The 18,747-nt window shown below is 62.0% G+C and carries 17 protein-coding genes; 14 read left to right on the top strand and 3 right to left on the bottom strand.

The window, feature by feature from the left end; all coding sequences use genetic code 11:
- The 11 genes from FFH90_RS17845 (at nt 1) to FFH90_RS17790 (ending at nt 12,639) form a co-directional block, all read left to right on the top strand.
- Nucleotides 1-879, top strand: a complete 879-nt coding sequence (locus tag FFH90_RS17845) for an ABC transporter substrate-binding protein (RefSeq protein ID WP_111453491.1) — start codon at nt 1-3, stop codon at nt 877-879.
- Complete coding sequence (locus FFH90_RS17840) at nt 876-1,625, top strand: quinoprotein dehydrogenase-associated SoxYZ-like carrier (protein ID WP_138867756.1); 750 nt, start codon at nt 876-878, stop codon at nt 1,623-1,625. Before FFH90_RS17845 ends, FFH90_RS17840 begins: the two co-directional genes overlap by 4 nt.
- Before the next feature lie 15 nt (nt 1,626-1,640).
- The gene (locus FFH90_RS17835; protein ID WP_138867755.1) at nt 1,641-2,579 is read left to right on the top strand and encodes a quinoprotein relay system zinc metallohydrolase 1; all 939 of its coding nucleotides are present in this window, start codon (nt 1,641-1,643) and stop codon (nt 2,577-2,579) included.
- A 183-nt stretch (nt 2,580-2,762) separates the two neighbouring features.
- On the top strand, nt 2,763-4,538 hold the full coding sequence (locus tag FFH90_RS17830; RefSeq protein WP_018929703.1) for a PQQ-dependent methanol/ethanol family dehydrogenase: 1,776 nt from the start codon (nt 2,763-2,765) through the stop codon (nt 4,536-4,538).
- A 302-nt stretch (nt 4,539-4,840) separates the two neighbouring features.
- Nucleotides 4,841-6,361, top strand: a complete 1,521-nt coding sequence (locus FFH90_RS17825; RefSeq protein ID WP_019648895.1) for an aldehyde dehydrogenase family protein — start codon at nt 4,841-4,843, stop codon at nt 6,359-6,361.
- A 316-nt stretch (nt 6,362-6,677) separates the two neighbouring features.
- Nucleotides 6,678-6,749, top strand: a complete 72-nt coding sequence (pqqA, locus tag FFH90_RS17815) for a pyrroloquinoline quinone precursor peptide PqqA (RefSeq protein ID WP_081499480.1) — start codon at nt 6,678-6,680, stop codon at nt 6,747-6,749.
- A 53-nt stretch (nt 6,750-6,802) separates the two neighbouring features.
- Nucleotides 6,803-7,717 carry a pyrroloquinoline quinone biosynthesis protein PqqB gene (gene pqqB / locus FFH90_RS17810; RefSeq protein WP_138867754.1) on the top strand — a complete coding sequence of 305 codons (915 nt, stop codon included), beginning with the start codon at nt 6,803-6,805 and terminating at the stop codon, nt 7,715-7,717.
- 48 nt (nt 7,718-7,765) lie between these two features.
- On the top strand, nt 7,766-8,518 hold the full coding sequence (gene pqqC, locus FFH90_RS17805) for a pyrroloquinoline-quinone synthase PqqC (RefSeq protein WP_018929700.1): 753 nt from the start codon (nt 7,766-7,768) through the stop codon (nt 8,516-8,518).
- Nucleotides 8,515-9,648, top strand: a complete 1,134-nt coding sequence (gene pqqE, locus FFH90_RS17800) for a pyrroloquinoline quinone biosynthesis protein PqqE (RefSeq protein ID WP_064618299.1) — start codon at nt 8,515-8,517, stop codon at nt 9,646-9,648. Before pqqC ends, pqqE begins: the two co-directional genes overlap by 4 nt.
- Nucleotides 9,649-9,764: 116 nt before the next feature.
- Nucleotides 9,765-10,928, top strand: coding sequence for an alcohol dehydrogenase-like regulatory protein ErcA (gene ercA / locus FFH90_RS17795; RefSeq protein WP_018929698.1), 1,164 nt, complete (start codon nt 9,765-9,767; stop codon nt 10,926-10,928).
- The gene (locus FFH90_RS17790) at nt 10,912-12,639 is read left to right on the top strand and encodes a NahK/ErcS family hybrid sensor histidine kinase/response regulator (protein ID WP_111453495.1); all 1,728 of its coding nucleotides are present in this window, start codon (nt 10,912-10,914) and stop codon (nt 12,637-12,639) included. The genes ercA and FFH90_RS17790 overlap by 17 nt, the downstream gene beginning before the upstream one ends.
- Before the next feature lie 61 nt (nt 12,640-12,700).
- Here FFH90_RS17790 and FFH90_RS17785 read toward each other — a convergent pair whose 3' ends face one another.
- The gene (locus FFH90_RS17785; protein ID WP_138867753.1) at nt 12,701-13,651 is read right to left on the bottom strand and encodes a polysaccharide deacetylase family protein; all 951 of its coding nucleotides are present in this window, start codon (nt 13,649-13,651) and stop codon (nt 12,701-12,703) included.
- A 202-nt stretch (nt 13,652-13,853) separates the two neighbouring features.
- Here FFH90_RS17785 and FFH90_RS17780 point away from each other — a divergent pair, with 202 nt between their 5' ends.
- Together FFH90_RS17780 and FFH90_RS17775 are read left to right on the top strand one after the other, a co-directional pair.
- Complete coding sequence (locus FFH90_RS17780) at nt 13,854-15,518, top strand: MFS transporter (protein ID WP_138867752.1); 1,665 nt, start codon at nt 13,854-13,856, stop codon at nt 15,516-15,518.
- Nucleotides 15,515-16,660, top strand: a complete 1,146-nt coding sequence (locus tag FFH90_RS17775) for an HlyD family secretion protein (RefSeq protein ID WP_138867751.1) — start codon at nt 15,515-15,517, stop codon at nt 16,658-16,660. The genes FFH90_RS17780 and FFH90_RS17775 overlap by 4 nt, the downstream gene beginning before the upstream one ends.
- A 29-nt stretch (nt 16,661-16,689) precedes the next feature.
- Here FFH90_RS17775 and copD read toward each other — a convergent pair whose 3' ends face one another.
- Nucleotides 16,690-17,550 (bottom strand): copper homeostasis membrane protein CopD, encoded by an 861-nt coding sequence (copD, locus tag FFH90_RS17770; RefSeq protein WP_138867750.1) that lies wholly within the window; start codon nt 17,548-17,550, stop codon nt 16,690-16,692.
- Nucleotides 17,551-17,553: 3 nt separating this feature from the next.
- Entirely contained in the window at nt 17,554-17,919 is a 366-nt protein-coding gene (copC, locus tag FFH90_RS17765) for a copper homeostasis periplasmic binding protein CopC (protein ID WP_138867749.1), read from the bottom strand.
- A gap of 139 nt (nt 17,920-18,058) precedes the next feature.
- Between copC and FFH90_RS17760 the strand changes: the two genes are divergently transcribed.
- Nucleotides 18,059-18,679 (top strand): TetR/AcrR family transcriptional regulator, encoded by a 621-nt coding sequence (locus FFH90_RS17760; RefSeq protein WP_138867748.1) that lies wholly within the window; start codon nt 18,059-18,061, stop codon nt 18,677-18,679.
- The last annotated feature ends 68 nt before the right edge of the window (nt 18,680-18,747 follow it).

The raw sequence follows: 18,747 nt of genomic DNA, 5'->3' as shown, positions 1-18,747 counted from the left end.
ATGCGCCTGCTCGCGGTGTTGATCAGCGCTGTGTGGTTGTGCTGCCAGGCAGCGCAGGCACAGGTCCGGACCTATGACGAAATGATCGCCGCCGCCGAGCTGAAAGTCGCGGTCTACAAGGACTTCGCGCCCTACAGTTTCGAAGATGCCGGCCAGCCTCGTGGAGTCGATGTCGAACTCGCCCAGGCCTTGGCCAAGGCCATGGGGGTACGCCTGAAACTGATCTGGGCGCCCGCCGGAGAGAAGCTCGACGACGACCTGCGCGATTACATCTGGCGGGCCAGTCAGCTGCACAATCAGCAACTGGCCGACCTGATGATGCGCGTCCCCTACGACCGCGATTACTCACAGAAACGCAATGAGCTGGGCGAACTGGAGAACGGCCATGTGGTGATGTTCGGGCCGTACCAGACCGAGCAATGGCAGGTGGCGTATGACCGTCGTCGGCTGGACTCGGTGGCCAGCGTCGCGGTGTTCCAGCAGCACCCGATTGGCGTCGAAGTCGACAGTGTGCCGTCGTTTTACCTGACCTCGGTGTTCAACGGCATGCTCGCCGCCAAGACCCACCATTACCCCGGCGTGCCCCAGGCGTTTGCCGCGATGAAGGCCGGTGAAGTCGACGCGGTGATGGCGATGCGCGGCGAGATCGACTGGCAGGTGCATCAGGCCGCCGACCCGCAAGTGGCGCTGGCGGAAAACGCCTATCCGAACATGGGCAAGCAACGCTGGGAGATCGGCATGGCGGTGCATGAAAGCAACCGGCAACTGGCCTATGCCGTGGAAGAGGCGTTGGAAACGTTGATTCGCGAGGGCACGCTCAAAAGCATTTATGCCCATTACGGCCTGCGCTATGACGTGCCCGAGATGTATCAACAATGAACTGGCGCGCGCGTTGGCTGTTGGCCTGCTGGTTGCCCTTGGCCGCGCAGGCGGTTGAGGTCGATCCGGTGCCGTCGGTGATGTGGGCGTTCTATCACAAGCAGATGCTTGGCGACGCACCGTTCGTGTTCGACGAGCGGGTCAAGCTGCTGGCACCGCCGTTCGCCGAAGACGCCCGGCAAGTGCCGTTGGAAATCGACGCTCGGGCGTTCAAGGGCGAAGTGGTGCGAATCCTTGCCTGGGCCGAACTCAACCCGCTGCCGAAAATCGTCGACTTCGAGCCTTTGACCGGTGTGCTGCCCTGGCTGTCGATCCGCATCCGCGTTGAACAGGCCACGCCATTGCGCGCGGCGGTGTTGACTCGCGACGGGCTGTGGCATGTCGGCTCGACCCTGATCGACGCGGCCGGCGGCGGTTGCACGGCGCCGAGCGTGGTGCGCACCCAGCCGGGCTGGGAAGAACACATCGGCGAAGTGCTTGGCGGTCATTATCCCCGTGGTGAGTTCAGTCGCGTGCGTTTGCAGGTGGCGCATCCGATGGACAACGGCATGGTCAGCGGCATCCCGGAATTTTTCCTCAACCAGGCCGAGCTGCGGGACTCAGACGACCGGGTACTGGCGCGTCTGGAGCTGTTCCCGGCGGTCAGCGAGAACCCCAACCTGGCTTTCGACATCGAAGGTGCGGGGCAGACGCGCCTGATACTGCGCGACAACAGCGGCAATCAATTCGATGCGGCCATACCCTGACCCAAGGAGCGTGTGATGCGCTGGATGCTGTTGTTGTTCATCTGTGTGAGCCTGCCGACCCTGGCCGATCCCGATTACGCACTCAAGCCCCGACAGATTGCCGAAGACACCTGGCTGCTTGAGGGCAGCACCGATAACTTCGCCAAGAACAACGGCGGCAACATCGTCAACACCGCGTTCATCGTCACCGGGCAAGGGGTGGTGGTGATCGACACCGGGCCATCGAAGCGCTACGGCGAGGCCCTGCGCAAAGCGATTGCCACAACCACCGATAAACCGGTGATCCAGGTGTTGCTGACCCATCACCATCCCGACCATGTGCTGGGCAATCAGGCCTTCATCGACGTGCCGATTGGTGCACTGGCCGGCACCACCGAGCTGTTGCATCAACAGGGTGATGCGATGGCCGAGAACATGTATCGACTGGTGGGTGACTGGATGCGCGGCACCGAAGTGGTGTTGCCGACGCAGACGCTGACGCCTGGCGTGCAAAGTTTTGGGAACCACGATTTGCGGCTGCTGAGTCTGGGTGGGCACACCGGCGCGGATCTGGCTATTCTCGACCAGAAAACCGGCGTGCTGTTTGCCGGGGATCTGGTGTTTTATCAGCGGGCCCTGACCACGCCGAACAGCCCGGGGTTGTCGGTGTGGCTGGCGGATATCGCCACGCTTCAGGGGCTGCCGTGGACGCTGATCGTCCCCGGTCATGGCCCCGTGGCAACGGACAGCAAACCGTTCGAGCAAATGCGCGATTACCTCTCCTGGCTCGATCAACTCATGCGCGAGGGTGCGGCGAACGGCAGCGACATGGCCGAGATGATCCGCAGCCCCATTCCTGAACGTTTCGCCGGGATCAACCTGAGCCGTTATGAGCTGATCCGCAGCGTCAGCCATTTGTACCCGCGCTATGAGCGCGCGCAGATGACGCGGGTGGATTCCGGCAAGGATCAGTAGTCCGTCTCAGATACGACGCATCCTTTGTGGTGAGCCTTCGTTGATTGGCATCATCCGACCCGCTACCAAGGAACTAGAAATCTCCGCATTGCGGGCAATTGTTGCAAGGGCGGCGGCGCCCAAGAATCTGCACCAGACCGGGAAAATTTCCCGGGTATAACAAAAACCGCAGAGGTAGCCGTCATGACCCAACCCGCACGTCGCCAACCCTTCGTCTTGAGCGTGCTGCTCAGTGCCATGCTGTTGTCCGGCCAGGCAATGGCCGCAGTCTCCGATCAAGACATCCTCCAGGATCCGAAGAATCCGGAACAGGTCGTCACCAATGGCCTGGGCGTCCAGGGTCAGCGCTACAGCCCGCTGGACACCCTCAATGTCGACAACGTGAAAGACCTGCGCCCGGTCTGGGCCTTTTCGTTCGGCGGTGAAAAACAGCGCGGTCAGCAAGCGCAGCCGATGATCAAGGACGGCGTGATGTACATGACCGGTTCCTACTCACGGGTGTTCGCCGTGGATGCGCGCACCGGCCGCAAGCTCTGGCAATACGACGCGCGCCTGCCGGATGACATCCGTCCGTGCTGTGACGTGATCAACCGTGGCGTGGCGCTGTATGGCGACCTGGTGATCTTCGGCACTCTCGACGCCAAGCTCGTGGCCCTGAATAAAGACACCGGCAAAGTGGTATGGAGCAAGAAAGTCGCCGACCACAAGGAAGGCTACTCCATCAGCGCCGCGCCTCTGGTGATCAACGGCAAACTGATCACTGGCGTTGCCGGTGGCGAGTTCGGGGTGGTGGGCAAGATCGAAGCCTACGACCCGAAAAACGGCGACCTGCTGTGGACCCGGCCAACGGTCGAAGGCCACATGGGCTACGTCTACAAAGACGGCAAGGCCGTAGAGAACGGCATCTCCGGCGGCGAAGCGGGCAAGACCTGGCCGGGCGATTTGTGGAAAACCGGCGGCGCGGCGCCGTGGCTGGGCGGCTACTACGACCCGGAAACCAATCTGCTGCTGTTCGGCACCGGCAACCCGGCACCCTGGAACTCGCACCTGCGCCCTGGCGACAACCTTTACTCGTCCTCGCGCCTGGCGCTGAACCCGGATGACGGCACGATCAAATGGCACTTCCAGAGCACCCCTCACGACGGCTGGGACTATGACGGCGTGAACGAACTGGTGTCGTTCAACTACAACGAAGGCGGCAAGGAAATCAAAGCCGCGGCCACCGCGGACCGTAACGGTTTCTTCTATGTGCTGGATCGCACCAACGGCAAATTCATCCGCGGCTTCCCGTTCGTGGACAAGATCACCTGGGCCAGTGGCCTGGATAAAAACGGTCGGCCGATCTACAACGAAGACAGCCGTCCGGGTGCACCGGGCTCCGAGGCCAAAGGCAGTTCGGTGTTTGTAGCGCCGGCGTTCCTGGGGGCGAAAAACTGGATGCCGATGGCCTACAACCGCGACACCGGCTTGTTCTATGTGCCGTCCAACGAGTGGGGCATGGACATCTGGAACGAAGGCATCGCCTATAAAAAAGGCGCGGCGTTCCTCGGCGCCGGTTTCACCATCAAGCCATTGAATGAAGACTACATCGGCGTGCTGCGCGCCATCGACCCGAAAACCGGCAAGGAAGTCTGGCGCCACAAGAACTTCGCGCCGTTGTGGGGCGGGGTGCTGACCACCAAGGGCAACCTGGTGTTCACCGGTACGCCGGAAGGTTTCCTACAAGCGTTCAACGCCAAGACCGGCGAGAAAGTCTGGGAATTCCAGACCGGCTCCGGCGTGCTCGGCTCGCCCATCACCTGGGAAATGGATGGCGAACAATACGTTTCGGTGCTCTCCGGCTGGGGCGGCGCGGTACCGCTGTGGGGCGGCGAAGTGGCCAAGCGCATCAAGGACTTCAACCAGGGCGGCATGCTGTGGACCTTCAAGCTGCCGAAGGACCTGGTTGCCAAGCACTAACCCTGGCAACCACAACCTGAGTGGCGATGAATGACCTGTGGCGAGGGAGCTTGCTCCCGCTGGGCTGCGAAGCCGCCCCCAACGTTCCCGGCCCCAACCGAGTCGTTTGGATTTACGACTGCTTCGCAGCCGAACGGGAGCAAGCTCCCTCGCCACAAAAGCCCGCTGACACAGCGGCGCCTTCTACTACCAAATAACGAGAGTCCCCCTGCCAACGGCGCATTCGTCTGGCACTCGGGGCTCTCTACTATCGGTTCATCGCCTGTTGGCCTGACAGGCATCGACCCAGACAGAGGCCCATCATGATCTACGCACAACCCGGAACACCTGGCGCCATCGTTTCCTTCAAACCGCGCTACGGCAATTTCATCGGCGGCGAGTTCGTCGCCCCGGTCAATGGCGAGTACTTCACCAATACCTCACCGGTCACCGGTGAAGTGATCGCCGAATTCCCGCGCTCCAGCGCCGCCGACATCGAAAAGGCTCTCGACGCCGCCCATGCCGCCGCTGATGCCTGGGGCAAAACCTCGGCGCAGGACCGCTCGCTGGTGCTGCTGAAAATCGCTGACCGCATCGAACAGAACCTGGAAATCCTCGCCGTCACCGAAACCTGGGACAACGGCAAGGCCGTGCGCGAAACCCTCAACGCTGACGTGCCGCTGGCCGCCGACCACTTCCGTTACTTCGCCGGTTGCATCCGCGCTCAAGAGGGCGGTGCCGCTGAAATCAACGAACTGACTACCGCCTATCATTTCCACGAACCACTGGGCGTGGTCGGGCAGATCATTCCGTGGAACTTCCCGCTGCTGATGGCCGCGTGGAAACTCGCCCCGGCGCTGGCGGCCGGCAACTGCATCGTGCTCAAACCCGCCGAGCAAACACCGCTGTCGATCATGGTGTTCGCCGAGCTGATCGCCGATTTGCTGCCGGCCGGCGTGCTGAACATCGTCCAGGGCTTCGGTCGCGAAGCCGGTGAAGCGCTGGCCACCAGCAAGCGCATCGCCAAGATCGCCTTCACCGGTTCCACCCCGGTGGGCGCGCACATCATGCATTGCGCAGCCGAGAACATCATTCCAAGCACCGTCGAGCTGGGCGGCAAGTCGCCGAACATCTTCTTCGAAGACATCATGAACGCCGAGCCACAGTTCATCGAAAAAGCTGCCGAAGGTCTGGTGCTGGCGTTCTTCAACCAGGGCGAAGTCTGCACTTGTCCGTCGCGGGCACTGGTGCAGGAATCGATCTACGAGCCGTTCATGGCCGAGGTGATGAAGAAGATCGTCAAGATCAAGCGCGGCAACCCGCTGGACACCGAGACCATGGTCGGCGCCCAGGCGTCCGAGCAGCAATACGACAAGATCCTCTCGTACCTGAAAATCGCCCAGGAGGAGGGCGCCGAACTGCTCACCGGTGGCGCGGCCGAGCGTCTGGAAGGCGACTTGTCCAGCGGCTATTACATCCAGCCGACGCTGCTCAAGGGCCACAACAAAATGCGCGTGTTCCAGGAAGAAATCTTCGGCCCGGTGGTGGGTGTCACCACCTTCAAGGACGAAGCCGAAGCCCTGGCAATCGCCAACGACAGCGAGTTCGGCCTCGGTGCGGGCCTGTGGACCCGCGACATCAACCGCGCCTACCGCATGGGCCGGGCGATCAAGGCCGGGCGCGTCTGGACCAACTGCTACCACCTGTACCCGGCCCACGCCGCGTTCGGTGGCTACAAGAAGTCCGGTGTCGGCCGTGAGAACCACAAGATGATGCTCGACCATTACCAACAGACCAAAAACCTGCTGGTGAGCTACGACATCAATCCGCTGGGGTTCTTCTGATCCGACCTGAAACCGGGTGATGGCCTTCGCGGGCAAGCCTCGCTCCTACAGGTTATGTGTTGGCCGTGAGGTCCGCGCATCCCTGTAGGAGCGAGGCTTGCCCGCGAAGGCGTCGTCACATTCAACACATTCGTTGACTGACATTCCGCTATCGCGGGCAAACCCGCTCCCACAGGATTTTGTGTGGTGCTTAAGATCTGCGCGCCCCCCTACCAACGCACGCCGCCACCTCCTTCGAAAGTAGCATTCGGGCAGTCGGCGCCCCGTGCATTAATGGCTCCACCGGAATCGTCCGGCACAAGAAGAGGAATGACCCATGTGGCATAAACCCGCGTTTACCGATCTGCGCATTGGCTTCGAAGTGACGATGTATTTCGCCAACCGTTGATTGATCGCCCGGTCAGCCGTCGCGTTGGCCGGGCCTGCTTTCTGGAGCCTGCCATGCACATCCGCGTTCTCGGTTCCGCCGCCGGCGGCGGTTTTCCGCAATGGAACTGCAACTGCCGCCAGTGCGCGGCGATGCGTCACGGCAACCTGCGTGCGCAACGCCGTACGCAGTCGTCCATTGCCCTGAGCGACGACGGTGTGGAATGGATACTCTGCAATGCTTCACCAGACATCCGCGCCCAACTCGAAAGCTTCCCGACGCTGCAACCGGCCCGCCGCGTGCGTGACACGGCGATTGCCGGCGTGGTCCTGCTGGACAGTCAGATCGACCATTGCACCGGCCTGTTGAGCCTGCGCGAAGGCTGCCCGCATTCGGTCTGGTGCACCGAGCGGGTGCATGAAGACCTGAGCAGCGGCTTCCCGTTGTTCACCATGCTCAAACACTGGAACGGTGGTTTGCAGTGGAAACCGATCGAACTGGACCGTGAGCCGTTCAGCATCGCAGCCTGCCAACACCTGCAATTTCGCGCCATTCCATTGGTCAGCAACGCACCGCCGTATTCCCCCAACCGTGGCAACCCGCAGCCGGGGGACACCATCGGCCTGTTCATCGAAGACCTGCGCAACGGAGCATCGGTGTTCTATGCGCCGGGTCTGGGGCAGGTTGACGCCGAGGTATTGAGCTGGATGCAGCGCGCCGATTGCCTGCTGCTGGACGGCACGCTGTGGCGCGACGATGAAATGCGCGTATGTGAAGTCGGCCAGAGCCTGGGCCGCGAAATGGGCCACCTGCCGCAAAGCGGTCCCGGCGGGATGCTCGAAGTGCTGGAGGGCTTCAATCGCCAGCGCAAGGTGCTGATCCACATCAACAACACCAACCCGATCCTCGACGAAGACTCGGCCGAGCGGGCGTTGCTGGAACGGCGGGGGATTGAAGTGGCTTATGACGGCATGAGTATTGAGCTGTAGCGGATGGCCTCATCGCAGAACCCAACGGTTATTCCCCGGAGAACCGCAATGACTGATACTCCCATGACCCCCACTGAATTCGAAGCGGCCCTGCGCGCCAAAGGCGCCTATTACCACATCCACCACCCATTCCACCAAGCCATGTACGCCGGGCGCGCCACCCGCGAGCAGATCCAGGGCTGGGTCGCCAATCGCTTCTACTATCAGGTGAACATTCCCCTGAAGGACGCGGCAATCCTCGCCAACTGTCCGGACCGCGACGTGCGGCGGGAATGGCTGCAACGGATTCTCGACCATGACGGAGTCCCCGGCAGCGAAGGCGGCATCGAAGCCTGGTTGCGTCTGGGCGAAGCGGTGGGGCTGGATCGCGAACAAATTCTCTCGCAAGAGTTGGTGCTGCCGGGTGTGCGATTTGCCGTGGACGCCTACGTCAATTTCGCCCGCCGTGCTTGTTGGCAGGAAGCGGCCAGCAGTTCGCTGACCGAACTGTTCGCACCGCAGATCCATCAGTCTCGGCTCGACGCCTGGCCCAGCCATTACCCATGGATCGACCCGGCCGGTTACGACTATTTCCGTACGCGCCTGAGCCAGGCCCGGCGCGATGTCGAGCATGGCTTGCGCATCACCCTGGCGCATTACGTCACGGTCGAGGGCCAGCAGCGCATGCTGGAGATTCTGCAGTTCAAGCTTGATGTGCTGTGGAGCATGCTCGACGCGATGAGTATGGCCTATGAGCTGGACCGCCCGCCGTATCACACGGTCACCGCCGAGCGGGTCTGGCACCGGGGGATCGCCCTGTGAACGCGATCGAGCAGCAACCCGGCCCACCGTTGTGGCTGTTGGCGGAGCTGACCTATCGCTGCCCGCTGCAATGCCCGTATTGCTCCAATCCCTTGGATTTCGCCCAACAGGGTGAGGAGTTGAGCACGGAAGAGTGGATCCGGGTGTTCCGCGAGGCCCGGGAGATGGGCGCCGCGCAACTGGGGTTTTCCGGTGGCGAGCCGTTGGTGCGCCAGGACCTGGCCGAGCTGATCAAGGCCGCGCGGGACATGGGTTACTACACCAACCTGATCACCTCGGGTATCGGCCTGACCGAGCAGAAGGTCCGCGACTTCAAGGTCGCCGGGCTGGACCACATCCAGATCAGCTTTCAGGCCGCCGACGAAGCGGTCAACAACATGCTCGCTGGATCACGCAAGGCCTTCGCCCAGAAACTGGCCATGGCCCGGGCAGTGAAAGCCCAGGGCTACCCGATGGTGCTGAACTTCGTCACCCATCGGCACAACATCGACCAGATCGCGCAGATCATCGAACTGTGCCTGGAGCTGGAGGCGGATTTCGTCGAGTTGGCGACCTGCCAGTTCTACGGCTGGGCCGAACTCAACCGCGTCGGCCTGTTGCCGACCCGCGAACAATTACAGCGCGCCGAGCGCATCACCAACGAGTATCGCCAGCGGCTTGAGGCCGAGGGCCACCCGTGCAAGCTGATTTTCGTCACCCCGGACTATTACGAAGAGCGCCCCAAGACCTGCATGAATGGCTGGGCCAACCTGTTTCTCGACATCACCCCGGACGGCACGGCGTTGCCTTGTCATAGCGCGCGTCAGCTGCCGGTGCAGTTCCCCAATGTGCGCGAGCACAGCGTCGAACACATCTGGAACGACTCCTTCGGCTTCAATCGTTTTCGCGGCGATGACTGGATGAAAGAGCCGTGCCGTTCCTGCGATGAAAAACATAAGGACCTGGGCGGCTGCCGCTGCCAGGCATTCATGCTCACGGGGGACGCGAGCAACGCCGACCCGGTGTGCAGCAAGTCGCCGCACCACAGCGTCATCCTCAAGGCCCGGGACGAAGCCGACGCGCCGGGGCAGGGCATGGAACACCTGACATTGCGCAATGAAAAGGCTTCGCGGCTGATCTATCGCGGATAAATTGCGAACGCGAAGCCCCCACCCCCGGTAGTTGCTACCCATTGGTCTGATTGCATTCGCAGCCGGATGCTTTAGTGTTGGCTTTACCTTTCAAAACAATAAAAACAGGCTTTCCAATGAGCCAGAATCTCAGTCAACTGCGTAAATTCGTTTCACCTGAAATCATCTTCGGTGCCGGCTGTCGGCATAACGTCGGCAATTACGCCAAGACCTTCGGCGCCCGCAAGGTGCTGGTGGTCAGCGACCCCGGTGTGATCGCCGCCGGTTGGGTCGCCGATGTCGAGGCCAGCCTGCAAGCCCAGGGCATCGATTACTTTGTGTACAGCGACGTTTCGCCCAACCCGCGGATCGAGGAAGTGATGCTCGGCGCCGAGCTGTACCGGGAGAATCACTGCGATGTGATCGTCGCGGTCGGCGGCGGCAGCCCGATGGATTGCGGCAAGGGCATCGGCATCGTCGTCGCCCACGGGCGCAACATTCTTGAATTCGAGGGTGTGGACACCCTGCGCATGCCCAGCCCGCCGCTGATCCTGATCCCGACCACCGCCGGCACGTCGGCCGATGTGTCGCAGTTCGTGATCATCTCCAATCAGCAAGAACGCATGAAATTCTCCATCGTCAGCAAGGCTGCGGTGCCGGACGTGTCGCTGATCGACCCGGAAACCACCCTGAGCATGGACCCGTTCCTGTCGGCCTGTACCGGCATCGACGCGTTGGTCCACGCCATCGAGGCCTTCGTTTCCACCGGCCACGGGCCGCTCACCGATCCCCACGCGCTGGAGGCGATGCGGCTGATCAACGGCAATCTGGTGCAGATGATCGCCAACCCGAACGACATCGCCCTGCGGGAAAAGATCATGCTCGGCAGCATGCAGGCCGGGCTGGCGTTCTCCAACGCGATCCTCGGCGCGGTGCACGCCATGTCCCACAGCCTCGGTGGATTCCTCGATCTGCCTCACGGCTTGTGCAACGCGGTGCTGGTGGAACACGTGGTGGCGTTCAACTACAGCTCGGCGCCGGAGCGCTTCAAGGTGATCGCCGAGACCTTCGGCATCGATTGTCGCGGCCTGAATCACCGGCAGATCTGCGGACGTCTGGTCGACCACTTGATCGCCCTCAAACACGCCATCGGCTTCCACGAAACCCTGGGCCTGCACGGGGTGAGCACGTCGGACATTCCGTTCCTGTCGCAACATGCCATGGATGACCCCTGCATCCTTACCAACCCGCGCGAGTCCAGTCAGCGCGACGTCGAGGTCGTCTATGGCGAAGCCCTCTGACGAACAGCAACGGGCGCTGACCGGGTTACTCGGGCTGGGCAATCACTCGGCGCGCAAGAGTCATTACCCGGAACTGGCCGCGCGCCTGGATGAACTGGAGGCCGAGCGCAACCGCTACAAATGGCTGTTCGAAAACGCCGTGCACGGAATCTTCCAGGCCAGCCTGCAGGAAGGCATGCGCGCCGCCAACCCGGCGCTGGCGCGGATGCTTGGCTATCAGGACCCGCAGGAGGTGCTGTTTTCCCTGACGGACCTGGCGGGCACGCTGTTCGTCGGCGGCGCGCAAGAGCTGGAAGGCATCGGCGAGGTCCTCCAGCGTGAGCGCAGCCTGCTGGGCTATGAAACCCAGCTGCGGCGCAAGGACGGCACTGTCCTCGACGTGTTGATGAACCTGCTGCTCAAACCGGATCAGGAAGGCCTGGTGGAGGGGTTCGTCGCCGACATCACCGAACGAAAACAGGCCCAGGAGCGCTTGCAACAGCTCAATGATCAACTGGAGCAACGGGTCACCGCGCGCACCAATGAGTTGCTGGACGCCAACCGCAATCTGCAACAACAGATCACCGAGCGTAAACAGATCGCCGAAGCCTTGCGCGACGCCCGTGATGCCGCCGAAGCGGCCAATCGCAGCAAGGACAAATACCTCGCCGCCGCCAGTCACGACCTGCTGCAACCGCTCAACGCCGCGCGTTTGCTGATCTCGACCTTGCGCGAGCGCAAGCTGCCCGACGTCGAGCAGGTGTTGGTGGAACGCACGCATCAGGCGCTGGAAGGGGCCGAGGACTTGCTCACCGATCTGCTGGATATTTCCCGGCTCGATCAGGCCGCGGTAAAGCCGGACATCGCCCTGTACCGCCTCGATGAATTGTTCGCGCCACTGGTTTCGGAGTTTCAGTCGGTGGCCGCGGCGACCGGGTTGAACCTGCGGGTGCACATGGGTGATTACGCGATTCATACCGACTTGCGGCTGATGACGCGGATTCTGCGCAACTTCCTCAGCAATGCCTGCCGCTACACCGACGACGGCAGCATCCTGCTGGGTGCCCGGCGCCGGGGCGACGTACTGCGAATCGAAGTCTGGGACACCGGGCGCGGGATCCCGGCGGATCGTCTCGATTCGATCTTCCTTGAATTTAACCAACTGGACGTTGGCCGCGCCGCCGATCGCAAGGGCGTGGGCCTGGGACTGGCGATTGTCGAACGCATCGCCAAGATCCTCGATTACCGGATTCAGGTGCATTCGCGGCCAGGGCGCGGTTCGATGTTCAGCATCGAGGTGCCGATTTCCCGTGAGATTCCACTGCCGATCAGCCAGGCCGCGCCGCAGCCGAGCACCGGCAACCCGCTGCCGGGGCGCCGCCTGCTGGTGCTGGACAACGAAGTCAGCATCCTTGAAAGCATGAGCGCACTGCTCGGGCAGTGGGGCTGCGAGGTGGTCACCGCCACCGATGAGGCCACCGCGCTGGTGGCTTTGCAGGGGCAGGCGCCGGAACTGATTCTGGCGGATTACCACCTCGATCACGGGGTGGTGGGCTGTGAAGTGGTCCGGCATCTGCGCGAGCATTTCAGCCGGACGATACCGGCGGTGATCATCACCGCCGACCGCACCGATCAGTGTCGACGCTCGTTGCAGCGGCTCGACGCGCCATTGCTGAACAAACCGGTGAAACCCGGCAAGTTGCGTGCGGTGTTGAGTCAGTTGTTGGCGTAGCGAGCCGATGAAAAGATCGCAGTCTGCGATCTTTTCATTCCGGTTTTGGCGGTGATTTGGCTCAGTGGTTGTACGCCGCCTCGGTGTTATCGATCAGCGGGTTCTTTTCGGTCAGCACGATCTGGGCAATCTGATCCTTGCGCATGAAGCTGACCTTCGGATGGGACTTGGCGTAACGGATAAAACGCTCCACCGCCTCGACCATCGCCGGGGTGCCGCCGATGCGGTCATGCAGACTCACCGACATCATCCGCCGCTGGCTGGCACCTTCGGCGTACAGGCGGTCGAATTCCAGCACCAATTGCCGGTAGAACTGTTGCGCCGAGAAGTGCCGGCCTTCGATCAGCACAATGTCGTTGTTGCGCAGGGTGTAAGGCACCACGGCGAATTTCCTGCCACGGACCAGTGTCACAAACGGCTCATCACGGCTGACGTCATCGATGTGATAGGTGAAGTTCAGATCCTGCAGCACTTTCAGGGTATTGGGGCTGCGCCGCAGCCAATTGGCGTTGTAGCCCACCGAGCGCTGGCCGGTGAGTTTCTGCACCGCCTCGACGCCGTCGCCGATGAAGGCCTTCTCTTGCTCGTAGCTCATGTTGTAGGAGTCGGCCCAGCGCATGCCATGGGCGGCGACTTCATGGCCGCGATCGGCGATCGCCCGCACCAGTTCAGGGTGTTTCAATGCCGCTTCGCCCACCACATGGGACGTGACCTTGATGCCGTTGCGGTCCCACAAGTCGAGCATCCGCCACAGGCCTTCCTTGTAGCCGTAGTCGAACCAGGTCTGTGCCGGCATGTCCGGGTAACCCTTGGGCAATGGAGTGCCGGAGAACGGACTTTCGGCACCGTCGGGCTGGCCGCCGGTTTCGAATTGCATGGAGAACGAAATCACCAGTTGCGAGCCATCCGGCCACGGGCGTTCCTGGGCGAACGCGAGGGACGGCAGCAGCAGGGCGGCGGCCAGCAGATTTTTCAGCAGGCGGGGGGAGCGTTGCCAGCGGGCAGTGGTCATAGGGGGCACCTTTTGAGTTGAACAGTGCCGTGAGGGTGTCATTTGGATTGCCCCGGAAAAATCCGCTACGGGCGAGAAGACTTTTAAACAGAATTTACGAATCCCGCCGAACACACCGTCCAGTGCGGGAGTAAGCCTGTGGCGAGGGATTTGTGTTTCAGCTGTGGCAAACTGACCACACTCCTTGAACCAAGGCCATCGAATGGATCACTACACCCCGCGCGACTGGCAGCCCCACGAGCGGCCCAGCCTGCCCGGATCGCCCTCGACGCCGTTGCACTCCAACCCCAGGCGGCTGGCCTACGCGCTGGTGGGGGTGTTGGTGGCATTGACCGGTGGTCTTGGCAACTCGCTGGTGGTCGCCAACCTGCCGTATCTGCAAGGCGCGCTGGGCGCGACCACGGCCGAGATGGCCTGGCTGCCGGCGGCTTACGTCATGACCAACGTGTCGATGAACCTTCTGCTGGTGAAGTTTCGTCAGCAGTTCGGCCTGCGGGCTTTCACCGAAGTGTTCCTGATGCTTTATGCGCTGGTGACCTTCGGCCATTTGTTCGTCAACGACCTGAGTTCGGCGATCGCCGTGCGCGCGGCCCACGGCATGGTCGGCGCAGCGCTGAGTTCGTTGGGCCTGTATTACATGATCCAGGCCTTCCCGGCGAAATGGCGGATGAAGGCGCTGGTATTGGGCCTCGGCACCTCGCAACTGGCTTTGCCCATGGCGCGGTTGTTTTCCGAAGACCTGCTGCAGATCGCCGAATGGCGCGGGCTGTACCTGTTCGAACTGGGCATGGCGCTGTTGTCCCTGGGCTGCGTGTTTCTGCTGAAACTGCCGCCGGGTGACCGCTTCAAGACCTTCGAAAAACTCGACTTCCTGACCTTCGCCATCCTCGCCACCGGCGTGGCCTTGCTCTGCGCGGTGTTGTCTTTGGGGCGGATCGACTGGTGGCTGGAAGCGCAGTGGATCGGCGTGGCCTCGGCGGCTTCGATCGTGTTGATCCTCACGGGCCTGGCCATCGAGCACAATCGCAGCAACCCGATGCTGATGACCCGCTGGCTCGGCAGCGGGGCGATGATCCGCCTGGCCCTGGCGGTGATCCTGATTCGCATGGTGACGTCGGAACAGTCCACCGGCGCGGTGGGGTTCATGCAGACGCTGAACATGAGCAGTCAACAGCTGCACAGCCTGTATGTGGTGATGTTGATCGGCAGTGTCGCCGGCCTGGTCACCAGCGCCCTGACCATCGACCCCAAGCACCTGATCATGCCGCTGAACATCTCCCTGGCGCTGATGGCGGTCGGTTCGGTGATGGACAGTTATTCGAACAACCTGACCCGCCCGGAAAACCTGTATTTCAGCCAGTTTCTGCTGGCCTTCGGCGGGACGTTCTTCCTCGGGCCGACCATGGTCTTCGGCATGCGTAACGTGCTGTCCAGCCCGCGCAACCTGGTGAGTTTCTCGGTGCTGTTCGGTATCTGTCAGAACCTCGGCGGCTTGATCGGCGCGGCACTGCTGGGGACGTTCCAGATCGCGCGCGAGAAGTTTCATTCCAGTCACATCGTCGAGCAGCTGACGTTGCTCGACCCGCGTGTGGCGGCGCGGGTCCAGAGCGGCGGCAACGCGGTCGGCTCGATAATTGCCGATCCGAGCCTGCGCAACCTGCAGGGCATCCGTAGCCTGGCCGCTGCCGCCACTCGCGAGGCTAATGTCCTGGCCTATAACGATGTGTTCATGCTGATTGCCGTGATCGCGGTGCTGACCATGATCTGGATTTCCATTCGCGCCCTGTGGCTGATGAGCACTACCCAAGCCGTTGCCCCGGCGCCTGCCACTCCAACCAAACAATCCAGCGGTGCCACTTCTTCATGACCGAACCGACCACCACGACAACCAACACTATTGCCGCCACCCCCGAAGGCGTGACGCCGCCATCCTCGCCGGGCTCTGAACCGCGCTCGCTGGGGGTGCGGATCATCTCGTCCCTGGGCTTTGCGGCGATTGCTCTCGTCGGTGTACTGATCGTGTTGTACGCCTGGCAACTGCCACCGTTCAGCAGCGCGGTCGAGACCACGGAAAACGCCCTGGTGCGCGGGCAGGTGACGATCATCGGCCCGCAACTCAGCGGTTACGTGTACGAAGTGCCGGTGCAGGATTTCCAGTTTGTGAAGGCCGGGGATTTACTGGTGCGCCTCGACGACCGCATCTACAAGCAGCGTCTCGATCAATCCCTGGCACAACTGGCGGTGCAGAAAGCCGCGCTGGCCAACGTGGTGCAGCAACGCAACAGCGCCGAAGCGACCATCAAATTGCGTCAGGCCGCCGTCGCCGACGCCCAGGCACAGTTGCGCAAAAGTGAAGCGGATTTGCGCCGCAACAAAGAGCTGGTCGGTGATGGCTCGGTGTCGAAACGCGAGCTGGACGTGACCCTGGCCGCCAACGCCCAGACCGTTGCCGCCGTGGCGCAAGCCCAGGCCAATCTGGACATCGCCCGCCAGGATCTGCAAACGGTGATCGTCAATCGCGGCTCGCTGGAAGCGGCGGTGGCCAGTGCTGAAGCGGCGGTGCAACTGGCGCGGATCGACCTGTCGAACACCCGCGTGGTGGCGCCGCGCGACGGTCAACTCGGGCAGATCGGCGTGCGCCTTGGCGCCTACGTCAACTCCGGGGCGCAGCTGATGGCGTTGGTGCCGAACCAGTTGTGGGTGATCGCCAACATGAAGGAAACCCAGATGGACAACGTGCGGGTCGGCCAGCCGGTGAGCTTCACCGTCGATGCGCTGAACCACCAGAAATTTCACGGGCGGGTGCAGCGGATTTCACCGGCCACAGGCTCCGAGTTCAGTCTGCTGCAGGCTGACAATGCCACTGGCAACTTCGTCAAGATCGCCCAGCGGGTGCCGGTGCGGATCAGCGTCGATGCCGATCAGGAACAGAGCGAACGGCTGCGGCCGGGGATGTCGGTGGTGGTGAGTATTGATACCGCTGCCGCGGGTGATCCCAATAATCCATGACCACCGCAAAAACCTGTGGGAGGTGTGTTTCAGGCAATGGTCATCGGGGGCAGGGTGCCCAGCAGTGAAACCGCCGCTACCGCGCCGATCCCCAGTATCCATTCCAGCATGACGCTGGTGCGCAACAGCCCCGGACGCTGCTGGCAATCCTTGACCCGCAGCCGATTGAACAGCGCCAACCCCAGCATCGCGATCACCAGCACAACCTTGATCAACAGAATCAGCGCAAACCCGGACAGCAACGGCGTCGGCCAGAACACGCCGGTCAGTACGCGCACGTTGATCAGGCCGGTCATCACCAACCCCGCCACCAACGCGTAACCGATCCCGCTGAAGCGTTGCAGTATCGCGCTCAAGGGATGATCGTCCGGTTGGCGCAGGATCATCACCAGCAACATCAACCCACCGAGCCAGGCGCCGACGCACGTCAGGTGAACAATCTGGTTGAGGATTAACAGTTGGCCTTGCAGGCCGTCGAGCATGGCGCCATGACCGACCGGGGCCAGGGTCGCCAGCAGCAGGCTGGAAAGGCCGATGCGCCAGGCCATGTTGGAACGCCAGGGCGTCAACAACAATGCCACGAGCAACAGATTGAGCAGCAGATGCCAGCGCCATACCTGACCGAAAAAGGTATTGCTCAGTACCAGGTTCAGCGTCGTCGGGTCGAATGCCGCCTCCGGGGAACTGGCCATGCTGGCGGTGATCAGCAGCAACCAGCCGACGCCGCTGAGCAACGCCACCACGCTGAGCCAGCGGGTCACTCGCGCCAGTGCCGGATCCAGCCATTTCGTTTCGCGGCCCAACAGCAAAGGCCTGAACACCCAGGCCCCAAACAGCATCAGCACCACGGTGAAATGCAGGAAGCGGCACAGCACCAGCGCCTCGGTCATGAATTACTGACCCACCTTGAAGCGGTAGGCGCCTTCACTTTTATGGGTGTCGACCGACACGGCGTGCCATTCGACCTTGTAATCGCCAGCGGCCAACGGCGCTGCCGGGGTGACGACCAGGGTTTTCTTGTCGCTGCCTTCGGTGGCGAGGCTTTTTACCGGTACGTCGGCACCGTCCTTGCTGATTTTCACTTTGGTGAACGTTGCTTCAACCCCTTCGGAAAACACCAGGCGCAGTTCCGTTGGCGCGCTCACCGAGCTGTCGGCCGCCGGGGTCTGGCTTTTCAGATGGGCGTGGGCAAACACCGATGAGGCGGCGAGCAGCGAGCCGAGCAGGGCAGCGGTGGTCAGGGCGTTCTTGAGCAGCATCGTGAAGACCTCAGCGGCAGGTTCAAAGTGGCGGGCAGTTTACCTGCCGCAGGGCCGCTGTACGAAGTTTCGTTTTCCCCTGTCGCCGCGACGTAGAGCGGATGCTAGTCTTGAGCAACGCTGTTGTCAGGGAGCCCTCATGGGCAATCACAAGATCGAGATTCGTCGCAGTAACGTCGAAAAAATCCTGTTGGCGGCCGAAAAGGTCTTCGCCGAAAAAGGTTTCGGCAGCACCGCCATGGCCGACATCGCCGCTGAAGTGCAACTGCCGCGCTCCAACCTGCATTACTACTTCAGCACCAAGAGCGATCTGTACAGCGCGGTGCTCCTGGGTTTGCTGGAGGTCTGGAAGCAAGACGCCCTGTGCTTCGAGATGTTCGACGACCCGCGCGTGGTGCTTAGCAGCTACATCCGCGCCAAGATGAACCATTCCCGCAGCCGGCCGTACGGTTCGAAAGTCTGGGCCAACGAAATCATCCACGGCGCTCCGACCCTCGGTGAGAAGCTGGACGCGAGCCTGTACGACTGGGCCAAGATGAAGGAAGCGAAAATTCGCCAGTGGGTGGAAGACAAACGCATCCTGCCGGTGGAGCCTTCCAGCCTGTTGTACATGATCTGGGCCTCGACCCAGCACTACGCCGACTTCGATCATCAGGTGAACATCCTGAATGATCATCAGCCGTTGTCGGACATGCAGTTCGAACGGGCGGTGCAGACGGTGACCAGTGTGATCTTGCGAGGGATCGGGTTGGAGCCATAGATCAAGGGATCGCAGCCTCGTTTCACTCGACAGCTCCTACAGAGTGCAACGAGGCTGTGATCCCTTGA

Origin of the sequence: Pseudomonas sp. ATCC 43928 (assembly GCF_005938665.2) — a bacterium.
Lineage (GTDB): Bacteria > Pseudomonadota > Gammaproteobacteria > Pseudomonadales > Pseudomonadaceae > Aquipseudomonas.
This window is presented reverse-complemented; position numbering and strand designations above follow the sequence as displayed.

Excerpts from the sequence above, each read along its gene's own strand:
- FFH90_RS17845 (WP_111453491.1), top strand. The coding sequence starts at position 1 with ATGCGCCTGCTCGCGGTGTTGATCAGCGCTGTGTGGTTGTGCTGCCAG.
- FFH90_RS17840 (WP_138867756.1), top strand. The coding sequence starts at position 876 with ATGAACTGGCGCGCGCGTTGGCTGTTGGCCTGCTGGTTGCCCTTGGCC.
- FFH90_RS17835 (WP_138867755.1), top strand. The coding sequence starts at position 1,641 with ATGCGCTGGATGCTGTTGTTGTTCATCTGTGTGAGCCTGCCGACCCTG.
- FFH90_RS17830 (WP_018929703.1), top strand. The coding sequence starts at position 2,763 with ATGACCCAACCCGCACGTCGCCAACCCTTCGTCTTGAGCGTGCTGCTC.
- FFH90_RS17825 (WP_019648895.1), top strand. The coding sequence starts at position 4,841 with ATGATCTACGCACAACCCGGAACACCTGGCGCCATCGTTTCCTTCAAA.
- pqqB (WP_138867754.1), top strand. The coding sequence starts at position 6,803 with ATGCACATCCGCGTTCTCGGTTCCGCCGCCGGCGGCGGTTTTCCGCAA.
- pqqC (WP_018929700.1), top strand. The coding sequence starts at position 7,766 with ATGACTGATACTCCCATGACCCCCACTGAATTCGAAGCGGCCCTGCGC.
- ercA (WP_018929698.1), top strand. The coding sequence starts at position 9,765 with ATGAGCCAGAATCTCAGTCAACTGCGTAAATTCGTTTCACCTGAAATC.
- FFH90_RS17790 (WP_111453495.1), top strand. The coding sequence starts at position 10,912 with ATGGCGAAGCCCTCTGACGAACAGCAACGGGCGCTGACCGGGTTACTC.
- FFH90_RS17785 (WP_138867753.1), bottom strand. The coding sequence starts at position 13,651 with ATGACCACTGCCCGCTGGCAACGCTCCCCCCGCCTGCTGAAAAATCTG.
- FFH90_RS17780 (WP_138867752.1), top strand. The coding sequence starts at position 13,854 with ATGGATCACTACACCCCGCGCGACTGGCAGCCCCACGAGCGGCCCAGC.
- FFH90_RS17775 (WP_138867751.1), top strand. The coding sequence starts at position 15,515 with ATGACCGAACCGACCACCACGACAACCAACACTATTGCCGCCACCCCC.
- copD (WP_138867750.1), bottom strand. The coding sequence starts at position 17,550 with ATGACCGAGGCGCTGGTGCTGTGCCGCTTCCTGCATTTCACCGTGGTG.
- copC (WP_138867749.1), bottom strand. The coding sequence starts at position 17,919 with ATGCTGCTCAAGAACGCCCTGACCACCGCTGCCCTGCTCGGCTCGCTG.
- FFH90_RS17760 (WP_138867748.1), top strand. The coding sequence starts at position 18,059 with ATGGGCAATCACAAGATCGAGATTCGTCGCAGTAACGTCGAAAAAATC.